18 protein-coding genes are annotated in these 16,801 nt (G+C 61.1%); 10 read left to right on the forward strand and 8 right to left on the reverse strand.

Annotated elements, in window-relative coordinates:
* Nucleotides 1–99: 99 nt before the first annotated feature.
* The 3 genes from M2281_RS24665 to M2281_RS24675 all read right to left on the reverse strand — a co-directional run bounded on the left by M2281_RS24665 (nucleotide 100) and on the right by M2281_RS24675 (nucleotide 1,229).
* Entirely contained in the window at nucleotides 100–339 is a 240-nt protein-coding gene (locus M2281_RS24665) for a DUF1344 domain-containing protein (RefSeq protein ID WP_280823854.1), read from the reverse strand.
* 212 nt (nucleotides 340–551) lie between these two features.
* A complete protein-coding gene (locus tag M2281_RS24670) occupies nucleotides 552–803 on the reverse strand; it encodes a hypothetical protein (protein WP_280823855.1) in 252 nt (83 codons plus the stop codon).
* A gap of 213 nt (nucleotides 804–1,016) precedes the next feature.
* Nucleotides 1,017–1,229, reverse strand: a complete 213-nt coding sequence (locus tag M2281_RS24675; protein WP_280823856.1) for a hypothetical protein — start codon at nucleotides 1,227–1,229, stop codon at nucleotides 1,017–1,019.
* Nucleotides 1,230–1,264: 35 nt separating this feature from the next.
* Between M2281_RS24675 and M2281_RS24680 the strand changes: the two genes are divergently transcribed.
* Complete coding sequence (locus M2281_RS24680; protein WP_280823857.1) at nucleotides 1,265–1,522, forward strand: SemiSWEET family sugar transporter; 258 nt, start codon at nucleotides 1,265–1,267, stop codon at nucleotides 1,520–1,522.
* A gap of 42 nt (nucleotides 1,523–1,564) precedes the next feature.
* Here M2281_RS24680 and M2281_RS24685 read toward each other — a convergent pair whose 3' ends face one another.
* A complete protein-coding gene (locus M2281_RS24685; protein ID WP_280823858.1) occupies nucleotides 1,565–2,677 on the reverse strand; it encodes a glycosyltransferase family 4 protein in 1,113 nt (370 codons plus the stop codon).
* Between the two features lie 212 nt (nucleotides 2,678–2,889).
* Between M2281_RS24685 and uvrB the strand changes: the two genes are divergently transcribed.
* A complete protein-coding gene (gene uvrB / locus M2281_RS24690) occupies nucleotides 2,890–5,904 on the forward strand; it encodes an excinuclease ABC subunit UvrB (protein ID WP_280823973.1) in 3,015 nt (1,004 codons plus the stop codon).
* A 191-nt stretch (nucleotides 5,905–6,095) separates the two neighbouring features.
* Nucleotides 6,096–6,299 carry a dodecin family protein gene (locus M2281_RS24695; RefSeq protein ID WP_280823859.1) on the forward strand — a complete coding sequence of 68 codons (204 nt, stop codon included), beginning with the start codon at nucleotides 6,096–6,098 and terminating at the stop codon, nucleotides 6,297–6,299.
* 76 nt (nucleotides 6,300–6,375) lie between these two features.
* On the opposite strand, the gene M2281_RS24700 is transcribed toward M2281_RS24695, so the two are convergent.
* Nucleotides 6,376–7,917, reverse strand: coding sequence for a sulfatase-like hydrolase/transferase (locus tag M2281_RS24700; protein WP_280823860.1), 1,542 nt, complete (start codon nucleotides 7,915–7,917; stop codon nucleotides 6,376–6,378).
* Nucleotides 7,918–8,605: 688 nt separating this feature from the next.
* Here M2281_RS24700 and M2281_RS24705 point away from each other — a divergent pair.
* From M2281_RS24705 to M2281_RS24735, 7 genes are all read left to right on the forward strand, one after another.
* Nucleotides 8,606–8,818: a cold-shock protein gene (locus tag M2281_RS24705; RefSeq protein WP_280823861.1), complete on the forward strand. Its 213-nt coding sequence runs from the start codon at nucleotides 8,606–8,608 to the stop codon at nucleotides 8,816–8,818.
* Between the two features lie 453 nt (nucleotides 8,819–9,271).
* A complete protein-coding gene (locus M2281_RS24710) occupies nucleotides 9,272–9,484 on the forward strand; it encodes a cold-shock protein (RefSeq protein ID WP_056105658.1) in 213 nt (70 codons plus the stop codon).
* A gap of 310 nt (nucleotides 9,485–9,794) precedes the next feature.
* Nucleotides 9,795–10,226, forward strand: a complete 432-nt coding sequence (locus M2281_RS24715; RefSeq protein WP_280823862.1) for a BA14K family protein — start codon at nucleotides 9,795–9,797, stop codon at nucleotides 10,224–10,226.
* A 202-nt stretch (nucleotides 10,227–10,428) separates the two neighbouring features.
* A complete protein-coding gene (locus tag M2281_RS24720) occupies nucleotides 10,429–10,866 on the forward strand; it encodes a BA14K family protein (RefSeq protein WP_280823863.1) in 438 nt (145 codons plus the stop codon).
* Nucleotides 10,867–11,065: 199 nt separating this feature from the next.
* Nucleotides 11,066–11,485 (forward strand): BA14K family protein, encoded by a 420-nt coding sequence (locus tag M2281_RS24725; protein ID WP_280823864.1) that lies wholly within the window; start codon nucleotides 11,066–11,068, stop codon nucleotides 11,483–11,485.
* Between the two features lie 182 nt (nucleotides 11,486–11,667).
* A complete protein-coding gene (locus M2281_RS24730; RefSeq protein WP_280823865.1) occupies nucleotides 11,668–12,054 on the forward strand; it encodes a BA14K family protein in 387 nt (128 codons plus the stop codon).
* 194 nt (nucleotides 12,055–12,248) lie between these two features.
* Nucleotides 12,249–12,587 carry a BA14K family protein gene (locus tag M2281_RS24735; RefSeq protein WP_280823866.1) on the forward strand — a complete coding sequence of 113 codons (339 nt, stop codon included), beginning with the start codon at nucleotides 12,249–12,251 and terminating at the stop codon, nucleotides 12,585–12,587.
* A gap of 145 nt (nucleotides 12,588–12,732) precedes the next feature.
* Here the strand turns inward: M2281_RS24735 and M2281_RS24740 are convergent, their stop codons facing one another.
* The 3 genes from M2281_RS24740 to M2281_RS24750 all read right to left on the reverse strand — a co-directional run bounded on the left by M2281_RS24740 (nucleotide 12,733) and on the right by M2281_RS24750 (nucleotide 16,707).
* The gene (locus tag M2281_RS24740) at nucleotides 12,733–13,302 is read right to left on the reverse strand and encodes a L,D-transpeptidase (protein WP_280823867.1); all 570 of its coding nucleotides are present in this window, start codon (nucleotides 13,300–13,302) and stop codon (nucleotides 12,733–12,735) included.
* Nucleotides 13,303–13,448: 146 nt separating this feature from the next.
* Nucleotides 13,449–14,465, reverse strand: coding sequence for a L,D-transpeptidase family protein (locus tag M2281_RS24745; protein ID WP_425537800.1), 1,017 nt, complete (start codon nucleotides 14,463–14,465; stop codon nucleotides 13,449–13,451).
* Nucleotides 14,466–14,589: 124 nt separating this feature from the next.
* On the reverse strand, nucleotides 14,590–16,707 hold the full coding sequence (locus M2281_RS24750; RefSeq protein WP_280823868.1) for a heavy metal translocating P-type ATPase: 2,118 nt from the start codon (nucleotides 16,705–16,707) through the stop codon (nucleotides 14,590–14,592).
* Nucleotides 16,708–16,801: the final 94 nt, after the last annotated feature.

The following is a 16,801-nucleotide window of genomic DNA, read 5'->3' on the forward strand; positions in this document are numbered from 1 at the left end:
AACATGGGACCGCCGCGCGCTTGCCGGTCGCGAAGCAACCGGCGCTTTAGGCGAAAGGCCGGCCACGCCGGACCGGCCTTGGAAAGCAGGCTCGAAAAGCTACTTCATGCTTTCGACCGCTGTCGCCATCTTGTCTTTGTCGATCGTCATCTTGACGTGCTCGCCGGGCTTGAAGTGATCGAGCTTAACTTCAGGCCGGGTCATGACGGACATGCCGTCTTCCATCATGATCATGTGCTTCTTCATGTCGATCGACTTGATCTTGCCCTCCATTTCGCCTGCGATCAGCGGCGAAATGAGCAACATCGACATGAGAGCAGTTCCAAGGACGGTTTTCATGATGCTTCTCCTGATCTTGATGCGCCGCAAGATGCGCCGTTGGGCGGCGCGCAGGCGCTGAGCAAGTGGCAGGCTAACGCGTGACCCGCAAAACAGTTGCCGTCATCGAGGTAAATTCGAGCACAAAGTTCTGCCTTCAGGCTCGCAAACGAAAAGGCCGACCCGCGAGCGGGCCGGCCTGATACTGGAGGCGCTAGTGGAGATTGCTGCCCTTACTTCGCAACTTCCACGGCAGTGGCCTTGGTGGTGCTGTCGTCGACGGTCACCTTCACCTTGGCGCCCGCAGTAAGCGTGCCGAGTGCCTCGGGCGTCACGGCATCATCTGCGACAACAGCGGTACCGTCTTCGAGGGTGATCGTCTTCGTCGCGGGGTCTACCGACTTGACCACGCCTTCCAGGGTTCCGGCATAGGCGGCGCCCATGAAAGCCAGCGAAGCAGCGGCGACAACGAGAATCTTCTTCATGACAAGTACTCCGTTATGTTCAGCGCCCGGCATTTGCTCGCCGCGGGGAAGACAACAAGCCCGCCGGACGTCCTGGAGATAGGGTCAGGAGGTCGCCTCCGGCAAATCACAAAGAATGAATTTTCTCAACGAAAACATAGGCTTATTTGCGCCACATTTGGCAGCCTGCAAGCGCGTGCAGCTGCTTCGCGCCACAGCCACCGCGGAAATGTTTCAAGCGCTTTCCTGAAAAACCACCGGTTTGGGCGGAAAGGCACCCTGCCGTGTTACAGCCACCCAGGCGCCGCAATCTCCGCGAGCACCGATCACGCAGAAAAGCGCGAAATGCGTTTCCCCATTCAGCTTTCGCCTCTCATGGACGAAAACCTCCGCAAGCTTCCCTCGCGACATCACGACTTCACACGAATCGAGCTTTCTGTCATCCATTGCCCAGCTCCCCACCAGCGTTGAAAGTCGCTTTTGTGCATCCCTTCATAGAACTGATCGGCACGATCGCGGCCGTGATCACCACGTTTGCCTGGCTACCGCAGATCGTGAAAATCCTGGGCGACAAGCAGACCAGCGACATTTCATGGGGCACGACCGGCACCCTGGCCGCCGGAGTGCTGATGTGGGCGATCTACGGCCTGTTCCTGGGCTCCTTGCCGATCATCATGGCCAATGTGGTGACCTTCCTGTTCATCGCGACGATCCTCGGGCTGAAGCTGCGCTACGGCTGAGCGGTCACACCCGAGGCATTCGGAGCCTTGCCGGGCACCGGGTCAGGACTTGGCGGCCAATTGCTTGAGGCTCTTCTGGCCGCGCGGTCCGGCTCGCTCGATGGCGGCGCGATAAATGTCCTCGATCTGCGGCAGGATGACCCCGGGAGCCAGCTTGTCGGTCACAGTGCTACGGTCGATCGATCCGTCACGTGCCCGCAATTCCGGATTTCGGGCCAGCAGCTCGGCCGCGCGGGCCATGCCATCGACATCGCCGATCGCAAAGACGCGGTCCTTCGGCAGGAGATCGACCATGTTGCCGACGTCGACCGAAATCACTGGGATGGCCTGCGCCATCGCCTCCAGGGGCGCAATCGGCGCCTCCTCGCGCACGGAGGTGCATAGAAACACGTCCATGGCCGGAACCAGGGCGACAGCGTCCGATCTTTGCCCGGGCAGGTGTATTCTTCCGCGCAGGGCCGGATCTGCAATCGCCTCCTCCCAGCCCGGCATCTGCTCATCCTCCAGCCCGCCGATAAGGAGAAGTTCCGCGTCGATCCCCGCCGCGACGAGCTTGGCGAGGATGCGGACCATGTCGATCTGGCGCTTGCGCTTGCCGATCACGCCTACGCTGCCGAGCAGGAATGCCTCGTCGCGTATGCCCAGCTCCCGGCGGGCATTGCCGCGTGCCTGGTCGGACACGGGCGACAGGGCGCCGGCATCGAACATGTTCGGCACGATATGCATGCGGCGGGGCGATACCAGCAGCCGCCTCGTGTAGTAATCGGCTGTCTGCTGCGAAAGCCCGACCACGGCATGGGCGAACCGCCACGGTATCTGGAACTGGCGGGCATGCGCGGTCATGACGGTCGGAACGCCATCGACGATGGCATAGATCATTCCGAACTTGTTGGCCCGGCTGCCATGCGTGTGCACGAGCGTGCGCCGCCAGTGGAGGATCGGGTAGCCGGTTTCCTTCAAGTCGGCAGGCAGTGTCTTGAAACTGCTTTCCAGCATCTTGATCGGCCCGGCGAAGCTCTGCTTGCCGATCCAGGACTTGCGCGGGTAGACCAGCATCACTTCGTGACCGGCCAGGATCTGCTGGTCGATCAGGGTCTTGGTGCTGGTCGCCACGCCGTTCAGGCCGGTATGGCTTATGAGATGAGCGATCTTCATCGGCTTGCGCACCAATACAAAAAGGCCAGCGGCCAGGCGTTACATGGAAGGAGACGGCGAGCTTCTTTCGGTAGACCGGATGACAAGCGCAAGATGCGGCTTCGAAGCCATCTGGCGCCACTGACACCGCCATGTCAGGAGCCGAGGTGGCAGAACGTCTTTTGCCCAACCTGCCCTTTTCATTTTTCCGGACTCCTACCATATTCCAGCGCATGGCCAAATCCCCCGAAAAGAAAACGCCGCGCCAAACCGCGGCTCGCGATGAACGACCGGCAAAGGGCGTGCGGCGCAGCGCGTTGACCGACTTCCTCGACGCGGCCGAACCGCTCGAGCGCAAAGGTTTTTCCGAGGCTCCGCAGGCCGAATTGTCGGGCACGCCGCTTGGCGGCTCCATCTCGGACTGGGCAGAAGAGATTACGCGGGAGGCGGAGAAGGCAAAGCCCAAGCCAGCCAAGAAGATCGCCGAGCGTTCTGCCGCGCCCACCCGCACCGCGCGCGGCACCTCGATGGGCGGCGCAGCCACGGCCAAGGAACGCGCCGCGGCCGGTCTCAATCCGGTTGCGGGCCTGGACATCAGTCTCGAAGAGGCCGAGACGCTCGTGCCGTCCGGAGTCACCGCAACCGTCGCGGCACTTTCCGCGCTGATCGAAAGCGGCAACCCGCTGCACAAGAACGGCGAGTTGTGGGTTCCTCACCGTCCCGAGCGCCCGGAAAAATCCGAAGGCGGCGTCACCATCAAGATGGTTTCGGATTTCGAGCCGGCAGGCGACCAGCCGACCGCCATCAAGGATCTCGTGTCAGGCGTGTCCGAACATGAGCGCACGCAAGTGCTGCTCGGCGTCACCGGCTCGGGCAAGACCTTCACCATGGCCAAGGTGATCGAGGAGACGCAGCGCCCTGCCCTGATCCTGGCGCCCAACAAGACGCTGGCCGCCCAGCTCTATGCCGAGTTCAAGAAATTCTTCCCCGACAACGCGGTGGAATATTTCGTCTCCTACTACGACTACTATCAGCCGGAAGCCTATGTGCCGCGCACCGATACCTTCATCGAGAAGGAATCGACGATCAACGAGCAGATCGACCGCATGCGCCACTCGGCCACGCGCTCGCTGCTGGAGCGCGACGACGTCATCATCGTAGCTTCGGTTTCCTGCATCTACGGTATCGGCTCGGTCGAGACCTATACGGCGATGACCTTCCAGATGCAGGTCGGCGACCGGCTCGACCAGCGCCAGCTGCTCGCCGACCTCGTCGCGCAGCAGTACAAGCGACAGGACATCAACTTCGTGCGCGGCTCGTTCCGTGTGCGCGGTGACACGATCGAGATCTTCCCGGCCCACCTTGAGGATTCGGCCTGGCGCATTTCCATGTTCGGCGACGAGATCGAGACCATCACCGAATTCGACCCGCTGACCGGCCAGAAGACCGGCGACCTTAAAAGCGTGAAGATCTACGCGAACTCGCACTATGTGACGCCGCGCCCGACGCTGAATCAGGCCATCAAGTCGATCAAGGAGGAGCTGCAGCATCGCCTTGTCGAACTGGAAAAGGCCGGACGCCTGCTGGAAGCGCAGCGACTGGAACAGCGCACCCGCTTCGACCTCGAAATGCTGGAAGCGACCGGCTCCTGCTCGGGCATCGAGAACTATTCGCGCTACCTGACCGGCCGCCGCCCCGGCGATCCGCCGCCGACGCTGTTCGAATATATTCCCGACAACGCACTGGTCTTCATCGACGAAAGCCATGTCACCGTGCCGCAGATCGGCGGCATGTATCGCGGCGACTTCCGCCGCAAGGCGACGCTGGCTGAATACGGTTTTCGTCTCCCCTCCTGCATGGACAACCGGCCGCTGCGCTTCGAGGAATGGGACGCAATGCGCCCGCTCACCGTCGCCGTGTCGGCCACGCCCGGCGGCTGGGAAATGGAAGAGGCCGGCGGCGTCTTCGCCGAACAGGTCATCCGCCCCACCGGCCTGATCGATCCGCCGGTCGAAGTGCGACCGGCCAAGAGCCAGGTCGACGATGTTTTGGGCGAAATCCGCGAAACCACGCGAGCCGGCTATCGCACGCTGGTCACCGTGCTCACCAAGCGCATGGCCGAGGACCTGACCGAATATCTGCACGAGAACGGCATTCGGGTGCGCTACATGCACTCGGACATCGACACGCTGGAGCGCATCGAAATCCTGCGCGATCTTCGGCTCGGCGCCTTCGACGTGCTGGTCGGCATCAACCTGCTGCGCGAAGGCCTCGACATTCCCGAATGCGGCTTCGTTGCCATCCTCGACGCCGACAAGGAAGGGTTCCTGCGTTCCGAGACGTCGCTCATCCAGACCATCGGCCGCGCTGCACGAAACGTCGACGGCAAGGTCATCCTCTACGCCGACAACATCACTGGCTCGATGGAACGCGCCATGGCCGAGACGACGCGCCGTCGCGAGAAGCAGGTGGCGTGGAACGAGGCCAACGGCATCACGCCCGAAAGCGTCAAGTCGCGCATCTCGGACATCCTCGAGTCCGTCTACGAGAAGGACCACGTCCGCGCCGACATTTCCGACTTCGCCGCTGACGGCAACATGGTCGGCAACAATCTCAAGGCGCATCTGGAAGCACTGGACAAACAGATGCGCGACGCTGCCGCCGATCTCGACTTCGAGAAGGCTGCCCGCATCCGCGACGAGATCAAGCGCCTGCGCGAGCTGGAGCTCTCAATTTCCGACGACCCCCTGGCGAAATATGCCGACATGGAAAGCCCGGCTTCCGGTCGCGAGAAGGGCAAGCACAACAAGGGCATCGCCAAGCACCGCACCGTCGACGACAAGGGTGACTCGTCCCTGTTCCGCAAGCCGCATCTGGACGAAATGGGCGCCGACGGCGCAAAGCCGGCTGGCAAGTCGCTATTCCAGAAGCCGCATATCGACGACATGGGCCCCGGCACCGACATGGCAAAGCCCGCCGGCGCCGTCTCGCGCTCGCTGTTCAAAAAGCAGACGGCCGAGGAGGCGCACGGCGCCGACTACGGCCTGCCCGACGACCACGGCGCTGACCAGAAGTCACTGTTCCGCAAGAACAGCCTCGACGAAATGACCGTGCGCCGCACGGAAAAGCCGGTCGAAAGCGTCAAGCCGATCAAGCGGGCCAAGATCGGCGCCGGCTCCTACGAGGACCCGGCCGACGAGCGCGCCAAGGCGCGGCGCTCGAGCAAGACCGGCAAGCCCGGACACTGACATGGAAAACCCGCGCGCTGCGCGGGTTTTGCTCTTCGGCGATCAGGCATTCCAAGGCTCACGCAGCTGTCCCCATGACAAGGCGCGAACGTGCCCTAGTTCCTCCTGCGGACCGCCCGCGCCCGCATTTCCGGACCTTTTGACGCCGGATCAGTGGCCGGGACGGTCATCCGGACAACAGGAGGAAAACCATGTCTGTCGCCAAGGTCACGGAAATTACCGCCACCTCCGACAAGAGCTTCGACGACGCCGTCAAAATGGGCGTGGAACGCGCCAGCAAGACATTGAAGAACATTACCAGCGCCTGGGTGAAGGATCAGCAAATCAAGATCTCCGGCGGCAAGATCACCCATTACCGCGTCCATCTGAAGATCACTTTCGTGCTCGAAGATTGACGTCGCGATCGCCGCGCCGGCTGCCAATTTTTCCGCCGGAGCCGGGCGCGGCCAGGGCCTGCGCTGCCCTTCCCTTTTAAGAGCTGGCGTCGCCCCACAATTTGCGGCTCAGCATCCAATCGCGGCGGAGCATTCCGTCCAGCTTGTCTTGTCCGTAAGTCTCGACAAGATTGGGCTCCTTGGCGAACAGGGAAACGCCAATGCCAGCGCGTCCGCCTGGCAGCTCCATTCCCAGCGCTTGCAGCAGCGTCGGGAACACGTCGAACATGGCCGCCTCGCGCTTGATGACCGCTGGTTCGAGGCCATCGCCAGAAATGCTGAAATAGTTCATCCGCGGCTTCGAGTTCAACTCACCGGAATGCTCATTCTCCATGATGAGATGGTCGCTTTGTATGGCGACAATGGTGTTTTCCAGCAGCCCCTTCTGCTTCAGAAAAGCCAGGAACGTCTTGATTTGATAGCCCGTGCATTTGATGGCGAATTGCATCTCGCTCAACTCGCCTTGCGCAAGGTTTTGCCGGCAAGTACGCGTTACGTGGCCTGAAGGTGCGTGGCCACCGATGGTGGCCATGGAAAAGGCGAAAGGCTTGTCCTGCTTTTGCAGGATCTCGATGCGCTTCTCCGCCTGCTCGAACAAGGTGTCGTCGTAGAGCCCCCATACATTGCGGTAGTCGCCGGCGATTCCGCGGTAGTCGTCAAATCCGCTTCGGTGCGCGAATTTGTGGCCATCGACGAAGGTCGCAATCCCCGCGAAGTGGCTATCGCCTCCGTTCATAAATTCGGTGTGATAACCGTTCGCATTCAGCACGTCGCTCAGGCAATTAATGGGGCCGAAGAAGCTGGACTGGTGCGCAAAGTTGTTCTCGCTGAACAAGCCGCGCGGCTGCAGCGGGACGCCGCATTGCGACGACACGAAGCCGGCCATTGTCCAGCCAGTGTTCGCAAGCTGGCGTATGCCCTGAACTTCGATGCCGGATGCGGCGACTTCGGACATTTCCGCAAATGTCTCAGCGCCCCGATTGATATCGGCAAATGTCCGCTCCTCGCTTTCCGCATAGATGATGATGATGTTTTTCTTCTTCGCACCCTCGGGCAATTGCATTGGAGGAGCGGCATAGAAATTGGTCAGAGTCGGATCAGGCGGGCTCAAATAGAAATCAGCAGCGGTCCAGACTATGGGATTTGCCGCGATGAAGGCCAAGGCGAGGCTGACATCCACGTAGTGGAAACGCCGGTCATGGCTCCTGAGATAGAGCAACGACAGCAGGAACCCGACAAGAGAGAGCGCGACGTAGAATACTTTTGTGCCGCGAATATCGGGATGTCCGCCGTTCATACCGGACTGCAGGTGGTAGACGACCGCACCGAAGTCGAAAGCACCGAAAACAGCAAAGACAAAAACATAAACGGACAAGAATATTACGGGAATCAAACTCCACAGAAACAGTGATTTCTTCTGGAAGCCTTGTCTGCCATAAAACTTGAAAACAAAGGCAGCAAGAAGCGCCGACAGAATGTAGATAATTCTCTGTCGCCCATGGAAATCGAAGATCATTCTTAGCGGGTAGAAAAACGACATCAGAAAAAGAAATAGAACGATGCGCTGATTTCTGATCACGGTGCCCCACCCCCCGAACGATCGGGCGGAGAAACGCGCAGACCGCATCTCCCGACCACACCCAATCCGGTGATCGACATAAACCCTTCATAAAATTGTCACAATACGGGTGTGCCCGAAAAACCGGGAAGTCACAGCCCCTTCTGCAAGAAGAGCCGCGCTCTCGAGTAAGAAGCAAAGAATGTTCGGGCTTGGACTTTCACGATCTGAGCGTCAAATCCGCATATGGGAAAAGCTGGCGCCAGAAATCGTGGGCGTACAGCGCGTCGCATGGAGAGAAACACATCCGATCTCAAGTGAATCGACTTGCTCACCACCCCATCGAAAGATGATTTTAAGCCAACAAATCATCCTCTCGATCTCGTAATCGAATGCAACTTCTCTGTTGCGGCGTAGGCGGCTGATTCCATTACGCTTTGTAAAATGATGTCAGATATTGAACTCAACCTCGACTTGCAAACTTCACATTTCCGTGCGATAGATTTGTTGTTCGGGCATTTACTGGCCCGGAGATTGGACGTCTTGTGCGAACCCTTTCCCCGACACCGTGAATCTCTGACAAGCCCTTTTTTTGGCGGGGGCTCGACCGTGCGCGAATGCACGACCGCCAAATAGCAACACCCCCTTTCCTCCGGCGCCAGACGGACGGCAAGGGTCGACCAACAAACGGGTGAAGGAGTTCTCCCAAGTGTCCCAGAGCGGAACCGTAAAGTTTTTCAATGCAACCAAGGGCTTCGGCTTCATCACGCCCGATGGCGGCGCCAAGGATGTGTTTGTCCACATCTCGGCGGTCGAGGCCTCGGGCCTGCGCACCCTCGTCGACGGCCAGAAGGTCACCTTCGACGTTGAGCCTGACCGCATGGGCAAGGGCCCCAAGGCGGTGAACCTGCGCGCCTCGTAACAAAGGCGTACCCTTCTCCCGGCCCGTCATACAAAAGCTTATGTGACGATCCGGGAGATTGAGCCGACATCATGCAAAGGGCGTAGCATTCGTTTGCTGCGCCTTTTGCTTTCGCAGGATCGTTAGGCGGGAAACACAGTCCTACCGGTCGACCTCCTGCTGCGCACGGCAGAATTTCGCCAAAAGGTTTCTTCGCCGGCTTGGCTTGGACGAAAACTTTTACTTGCCCCTGCCGCCAAAATATGGAGAAAGTTAGTCTTCGGGTTTTGCGGGCCCGGAGAATGGAATAGCCTGCCCCAGGACGAAACCACGAGGTATCCTGGTAGCATCGCGCAACAAGAGGGCAATGCCCCGGGCGCGACAACTGTTTCTTCTCCCCCCAAGTGAACGACCGAGCCGGAGCGGGTGCAACCCGCCCGTGATGGACTATGAGGGGAATACAAGGAGTTACCCATGCCGCAGACCGGCACCGTTAAATTCTTCAACCATGCCAAAGGCTTCGGCTTTATTACGCCGGATGATGGCGCCAAGGATGTTTTCGTTCACATCTCAGCCGTGCAGGCCTCTGGCCTTCCCGGACTGGAGGACGGGCAGAAAGTGACCTTCGAAACCGAGCCGGATAAGCGCGGTAAGGGACCCAAGGCAGTTAATCTGACGGTCGGCTAAGCTGACTTACAGCCTTTGCGATGGGCGGCCGAATGGCCGCCTGTCGCAATTTTCCATTCGCCCGACATGGGCGTAAGCGCCGACGCAACGCCTCGCCGGCAGTTGCAGAGTTGGGGGCGTTTTTGGCCGCCCGGCCTGACGGTCGAAGGCGCAGCGGGAATTCTTTTTTCCGCCTCCTTCCCGCCATTCTCTTCCTCATTTTGAGACGCAAGAAGCCGTTCAGCCTACGTTCAGGCTGAGCACATTATGTCTCCGACGAACGCTTGGGCCGCATCTAAACCGAAGTGGCGGGTACGCGAAGGAGACCATCATGAACCGCTTTCTCAAGACCACCGTTCTCGGCATCGCCGTGGCAGCGACCACGCTGGCAGCCCTGCCAGCCGCGAATGCCGGCGAGCGCTGGCGTCACTACGGCCATCGCGACCGCACCGGCGACATCGTTGCGGCCGGCGTTCTCGGACTGGCGGTTGGCGCCCTGGCCGTAGGTGCCGCAAATGCGGCCTCGGAGCCGCGCTACTATGAGCCGGTCGATCCCTATTACGAACCGGACTACGCCTATGAGGAGCCGAGCTATCGCTACGTTCGGCGCCCTGCCCCGGTCTACGCCCGTAATTACGGGACCATCGAGCCCTGGTCGCCCGCTTGGTACCGCTACTGCGAAAACCGCTACCGCTCGTTCAACTCGCGTTCGGGCACCTTTACCGGCAATGACGGCCTGCAGCATTTCTGCACGGCCAGCTGATCCGGCCTGAGGCATCAACATCGGCAATTCCCCGACAGCGCGTGGGGAATTGCCGTAGGCCGAATGGGGAAAAATCCCGACACCGCCGTTCACATTTCCGGCGCATGGGCTCCACATTCCTTGTAGTCCAAAGCGCCCCTCTTATCTCTCTCCTTACAGCTTACCCCCACTCCTGAAGCGGGTTTGCGAGAAGGAGATTGTCATGATTAGCCCTCTCAAGACCGCCGCCCTTGCCGCAGCCATTTGCGCAACTTCGCTGGTCTGCGTGCAGTCGGCAAATGCCGATCAATTCACCACTATCTACCCGGACTACGATCTCTACAGGCTTCCGAACGGCAGCCTGGCGGTGAACCCTGCCGACGTTGCGAGAAACTACGGCATCACCGCACCGGCCTATGCTTACGGAATAACCGCCCCGGCCTATGCCTACGGGATGACTGCTCCGGCCCCTGTCGCTCCGGCTCCTGTCGCCCCTGCCGCTCCGTCCCATGTCTATGGGATCACTGCTCCCGCGGCAGCAGCGGGACCGCAACCGGGATCAGCGGACTGGCTTCGTTATTGCAGTGGCCGCTATCGCACGTTCAACGCCAATACGGGCACCTTTACCGGCTACGATGGCCTGCAGCACTTCTGCAGGTAAGTTCGCGAGCGCACGCGGCTTTCACGAAGATCTGTCATGGCTCCCGCAAACCGCCGGGAGCCATGAAGCCAGCTTTTTTCGGGCCCATTCACAAATCCTCCGGCAGGCGTCGAATTCCTTGCACTCTGGTCCCGCTCTCTTACCTGTCTCCTTATACCTTAACTCGCTAATATAGCGGGTTTGCGAGAAGGAGATTGCGATGATTAGTCCTCTCAAGACCACTGTTCTCGCCGCGGCCGTGGCCGCGACCACGTTGGCCACCGCGCCGGCGGCGAATGCCAACCCGGCCGTGGCATGGGCCGTCGTAGGCGGCGTCGCCGCAGGCGCATTGATAGTCGGCGCGCTCAGCTATCCCAGATGGCATGGAGCTTACGCGGGACCGGGCTATACCGGCACCCAGCCCTTGTATGCTCCCGCTTACGCCGGGACGCCGCCGACATATGGCACGAGCTATGTCGGTACGGCGCCGCTATACGCGCCTGCCACCACAGTAACCGTGTCGCGCCAGCCCGGGTCGGCCGGGTGGCTTTCCTACTGCGAGAGCCGCTACCGGACATTCAACCCGCGCACCGGCACTTTTATTGGCGCCGATGGCCGACAGCACTTCTGCAATGGCTGACCCCGGACAATCAAACAACGGTTCCCCGTAAGGCGCGGGGAACCGCAACAAACAAGAAGTTTGCGCTCTCGTTCACAATTGGGCTCAAAGTCAGTCTAATTCCTTGCCCACCGACACTTCCCCCTTATCTCCTTTAATGCTTTACCCGCCATCCAATGCGGGTTTGCGAGAAGGAGATTGTAATGATTAGTCCTCTCAAGACCACCGCTCTCGCCGCAGTTTTAGCTGCGACCACACTGACCACATCCGCCCCACCGGCATATGCAAATCCTGCAGCAGCATGGTGGATCGTAGGAGGCGTCGCCGCAGGCGCCTTGCTGATAGGGGCGGCTGGCTGGAAGAACAATTGGTGGGGAGCGACCCCCGCCTACACCGGCGTGCAGCCCTTGTACGCTCCGGGAGCGGTAGCAGCGGCGGTACCGCTCTACGGCCCCGGCTTCGTGACGACGGCCCTGCAGCCCTGGTCACCCGCATGGTTCCAGTATTGTGAGAACCGTTATCGCACGTTCAATACCAATACCGGCTACTTCATCGACGCCACCGGCCAGCCGCACTTCTGCGGCCGTTGACCTCTGGACAATCAAACAACGGTTCCCCGTAAGGCGCGGGGAACCACAGTAACCAAGAAGTTTGCGTGCTCGTTCACAATTGGGCTCAAAGTTAGTCGAATTCCTTGCCGACCGACACTGCCTCCTTATCTCTTTCCCCATAGCATTAATGCTTTACCCGCCGTCCCATGCGGGTTTGCGAGAAGGAGATTGTGATGATTAGCCCTCTCAAGACCACCGCTCTCGCCGCAGTTTTGGCTGCGACCACGCTGACCGCATTCGCTCCACCGGCATATGCCAACTGGTTTGGGTGGTGGGGCACCGGCAGCGTGCAGCCTCTATACCCACCCTCCGGCTATGTCGGCACTGCACCGCTAGCTGCTCCGGGAGCAGTAGCAGCCATGCCGCTCTACGGCCCCGGCTTCGTGACGACGGCCCTGCAACCCTGGTCGCCCGAATGGTTCCGGTACTGTGAGAACCGTTATATGACTTTCAATGCCACTACCGGTTACTTCATTGACTCAACTGGCCAGCCGCATTTCTGCGGTCGCTGACTGACGCAAAGGTCCCTCGATCATATGATCGGGGGACCTTTCGAAAAGGTATTCCCGCCTCACTTCTTCTGAAGCCAGCCCTCAATTCGAACGCCGAAGATCGCCGCCCCCCCCGGCGACAGAAACGGGCCTTCCGAATCCAATCTTAAAGAACGACGACCGGCGTCCCGATCCTCACGCGGCCATAGAGATCCACGACATGCTCGTTGAGCATGCGAATGCAGCCGTTTGAGACTGCATGGCCTATCGTCCACGGCTCGTTGGTGCCATGGATGCGATACATCGTGTCCTCGCCTCTGCCGCTGTAAAGATAGAGCGCCCGAGCGCCGAGCGGGTTGTGCGGCCCGCCGTCCACGCCGTCGGCATATCTTGCGTATTTGCGTGGATTGCGCTCGATCATGTCGTCGGTCGGCCGCCAATGCGGCCACTCCTCCTTGCGGCCGATCACGGCACGGCCGGACCATTCGAGACCAGCCTTGCCGACACCCACCCCATAGCGTCGCGCGACTCCGGGACGGATGACCAGGAAGAGGAACCTCTGCCGCGGATTGATGACCACGGTGCCTGGCGCATATTCGCGCGAAAAGGCGACCTCCTGCGGCGAGAACTTCGGGTTAAGGCCAAAATGCCTGTGGTGGGTTTTGGCTGCCAAGGCGATTTGGGGTGCCGCCACAGCGGCCACCAGCCCCAGCATGAACGAACGGCGAGTGAACATGAACTGCCCTCTTCGCACATGGAATAGATGCCTGAAATGCCGACAATTGCCCCTAAAAGTTTAGGTCGCATTTCGAGCACGTCCAGAGGACGAAAGGCGCTCTATGAGCCGGACCCTGTGGGGCAGCCGGCCGATTGAAGAAGACGTCAGTTTTCGGGATTGGCCTGATCGGTGACCAGAACCGCGTCGGGCCGGCTGATCGGCACGCGGGTGCGCGACGTCTTCTTGGCCAGTTCCTTGGCGCCATTCTTCTCAAGCATGGCGCGGAAGCTCGGATGCATGCCGCCGTCCGAATAGGCATGCGCAGAAATGAGCGTGCCGTTGGTGGCCATCGCTTCCATGGCGCGGCTATCGGCGTCGCGCTTGGCGATCAGTTCCGGGTCGGGCGCGTTCGTCATCGGCGGGCAGGCAGCGAGCGGGTTGTCTGGCTCGCCATTGGCGAATTGCGCGTCGAATACATAATGCCCGCCGCAGGCCGAGACGACGGCAGGCCGGCGCTTGACCTCGAGAATGTCGTAGCCTTCCTTGAGGTTCTTCCAGAACGTCATGTTCGGATCGCCGCGATGCCGCGCCATGTTCTGCGGCGTCATGCGGAACGGGAGAGCCTGCACCTGGAACGAGGTCTGCCCACCCCGGAGCGCCTCGCGCACCACGGAATAGATTTCCGAAACGCCGTCGTCGGTCATGGCATAGCAGCCCGAGGACGAGCAGGCCCCATGCACCATGAGCGACTCTCCGGTGTATCCCAGCGCGTTTTCCAGCTTGTTCGGGAAGCCGATGTCGAAGGACAGGTAATATTGCGATGCCGGGTTCAGCATCTTGGCCGTAACCTGGTAGAAGCCCTCGGGCGCCTGGCGGTCGCCATTGCGCTTCTTGGGCCCGAGCTGGCCCGACCAGCGGCACATCGGATAGGTTTTCAGCAGAGCGTAGCGGCCGCTGGCGGTCCGCTTCCAGATCTCAAGCTCGCTCTCTTCCTTGAAGATGCGCACCAGGATCGGATCGGACGGCTTCATTTGCCGGGCCGTCATCTGGTTCACCAGCGAGGCCGGAATAGGCTGGCTGGCCTTCACATTGGGATCGAGCACGCTCGTCACGCAGCCCGCCAGCGCCGTCGAAAGCGCCAGTGCAGCCAAAGGAACAGCAAGTCTACGCAGCAGATTCAAATCCGGATCGTCCCCGAAAGCCCGTCACCCGATCCTGACCTGCCACTCATCTGTGGCAGAACTGCGGGCGTCAAATCATGTTCTGCGACAATTGTTGACGTATATGCTTAACGAAACCTTGCCGTCAGGCGCCTTGCGTCTTGCCGTTAAGTAAGCGCAAGGCGTTGCCGACGACCAGCAACGAGGCCCCGACATCCGCGGCAATCGCCCCCCACATGGTGGCAATGCCGAAGACCGTAAGCGTCACGAACAGCGCCTTGACGCCGAGCGCGAAGACGATGTTCTGCCGGATGATGCCCATGGCGCGGCGCGAATGGCGCACCAGCCACGGCACCTTTGAAAGATCGTCGGTCATCAGCGCGATGTCCGCCGTCTCGATGGCCGCATCGGAGCCGATCGCGCCCATGGCGATGCCGAAATTGGCGCGTGCCATGGCCGGCGCGTCATTGACGCCATCGCCGATCATCGCAACCATCGGATGACGCTTGGTCAGCTCATCGATGGCCGCCACCTTCTGCTCGGGCAGGAGCTCGGCCCTGACCGTGTCGATGCCGACCTGCCGCGCGATGCTCTCGGCGGCCGTGCGATTGTCGCCGGTCAGCATCACCACTTCCTTGATGCCCTCGGCATGCAGAGCGGACAGGATCGCCTTGGCCTCCGGCCGAATGGTGTCGGCCAGCGCGACGATGCCGCAGAGATGCTCGTCATTGCCGATGACGACGGTGGTTGCGCCGGCCTGCTCCAGTTCGCCGATGCGGGCGGCGACGGCGTCGGTCGCCTGCCCGCGCGCCACGGCATAGCGCCACGAGCCCAGCCAATAGGTCTTGCCGTTGAAGACGCCCTGCACACCCTGGCCGGGCAGCAGTTTCACCTCTTCCGCCTCGATTGGCGCGACGCCCTTGTCCTTCATGTAGCGCATGATGGCGTCGGCCAGCGGATGCGAGCTGCGTGCCTCAAGCCCGCCTGCGCGCTGTAGCAGTTCTTTCTCGTCGTGGCCCGAAAGCGGGATGACGTGTGTGACCTGCGGCTCGCCCTTGGTCAGCGTGCCGGTCTTGTCCATGGCCAGCGCCTTCAGCTTCGAGGGCAACTCGATGAAGGTGCCGCCCTTGATGAGCACGCCATTGCGGGCGGCCGAGGCGAGTGCCGCGACGATCGACACCGGCGTGGATATGACCAGCGCACAGGGACAGGCGATGACCAGCAGCACCAGCGCATTGTAGAACCATGTCCGCCATTCGCCGCCGAACAGCAGCGGCGGGAGCACGAACACCAGCAGCGACAGCACCATCACCGCAGGCGTGTAGACACGCGCAAAACGCTCGACCCACTGCTCCACCTCCGCGCGGCGGCTATGTGCGTCGGACACCATGCGGATGATGCGCGCAAGTGCAGTGTCCGTTGCGGGCTTTGTCGACTCGACCTCCAGCAGGCCCTCACCATTGATGGTGCCGGCGAACACCTCGTCGCCCGGCTCCTTGCCGACCGGAATGCTCTCGCCCGTGATCGGCGCCTGGTTGACGGCGCTGGCGCCCGAAACGATGCGGCCATCAAGCGCGATGCGGTCGCCGCCGCGCACAATGAAGCGGCTGCCGACGGGCACATCGGCCGCCTTCATCTCGCGCTCGCCAATCGCGTCCTTCACGCGCACCAGGGGCGGCGCCAGATCGAGCAGCGCCGACACCGCATTGCGCGCGCGGCCGACGCTCCAGCTTTCGAGCATCAGCGACAAGGCAAACAGGAAGGCGACGGTGGCCGCCTCGAACCATTCGCCGATGATCAGCGCGCCGGCCACGGCCACCATCATCAGAAGGTTCATGTCCGGCGACATGCGCTTCAGCGAATACCAGGCCTTGATCGCGACGAATCGCGCGCCGGTGATGACCGACAGGATAAGCGCCACCTGCTCGGCGAGCGGCATGCCCTCCGGATGGTGAAAACCCATGATCTCGAGGAAGGATTGTCCCGGCGAGGTCATGACATGAACAATGAAACCGGCAAGCAGGAACAGGCCGCTCAGCGCGGTGAACAGCTTTTGCTCGGCCAGTCGCGCATCCTTGGCGGGTGGCGCGCCCTCTTGCCAGAGCTCGGCGCGCATTCCGGTGGCGGCGATGGCCGACATGATCGTGGCGCTCTGGATCGATCCCGCGCTGGCCAGAACAGTCATGCGGCCGTTCAACACGTCGAAAGCCAGGTGCGCAGCACCGCCGACCACCGGCCCGACGGCCGACTTCAGCGTTGCCACTTCCTCCGCGCAGTCGAGGCCGAACACCCGGAAGCTGCGGCCCGAAACTACCGGGGCAGCGGTGATGTCGGCACTCAGCGCATCGTGGTTATGA

Origin of the sequence: Pseudaminobacter soli (ex Li et al. 2025) (genome assembly GCF_029892515.1) — a bacterium.
GTDB lineage: Bacteria > Pseudomonadota > Alphaproteobacteria > Rhizobiales > Rhizobiaceae > Pseudaminobacter > Pseudaminobacter soli_A.

Coding starts and splice junctions, on each gene's coding strand:
- M2281_RS24720 (WP_280823863.1), top strand. CDS start 10,429: ATGATTAGCCCTCTCAAGACCGCCGCCCTTGCCGCAGCCATTTGCGCA.
- M2281_RS24735 (WP_280823866.1), top strand. CDS start 12,249: ATGATTAGCCCTCTCAAGACCACCGCTCTCGCCGCAGTTTTGGCTGCG.
- M2281_RS24710 (WP_056105658.1), top strand. CDS start 9,272: ATGCCGCAGACCGGCACCGTTAAATTCTTCAACCATGCCAAAGGCTTC.
- M2281_RS24695 (WP_280823859.1), top strand. CDS start 6,096: ATGTCTGTCGCCAAGGTCACGGAAATTACCGCCACCTCCGACAAGAGC.
- M2281_RS24725 (WP_280823864.1), top strand. CDS start 11,066: ATGATTAGTCCTCTCAAGACCACTGTTCTCGCCGCGGCCGTGGCCGCG.
- M2281_RS24730 (WP_280823865.1), top strand. CDS start 11,668: ATGATTAGTCCTCTCAAGACCACCGCTCTCGCCGCAGTTTTAGCTGCG.
- uvrB (WP_280823973.1), top strand. CDS start 2,890: ATGGCCAAATCCCCCGAAAAGAAAACGCCGCGCCAAACCGCGGCTCGC.
- M2281_RS24685 (WP_280823858.1), bottom strand. CDS start 2,677: ATGAAGATCGCTCATCTCATAAGCCATACCGGCCTGAACGGCGTGGCG.
- M2281_RS24675 (WP_280823856.1), bottom strand. CDS start 1,229: ATGGATGACAGAAAGCTCGATTCGTGTGAAGTCGTGATGTCGCGAGGG.
- M2281_RS24670 (WP_280823855.1), bottom strand. CDS start 803: ATGAAGAAGATTCTCGTTGTCGCCGCTGCTTCGCTGGCTTTCATGGGC.
- M2281_RS24740 (WP_280823867.1), bottom strand. CDS start 13,302: ATGTTCACTCGCCGTTCGTTCATGCTGGGGCTGGTGGCCGCTGTGGCG.
- M2281_RS24665 (WP_280823854.1), bottom strand. CDS start 339: ATGAAAACCGTCCTTGGAACTGCTCTCATGTCGATGTTGCTCATTTCG.
- M2281_RS24715 (WP_280823862.1), top strand. CDS start 9,795: ATGAACCGCTTTCTCAAGACCACCGTTCTCGGCATCGCCGTGGCAGCG.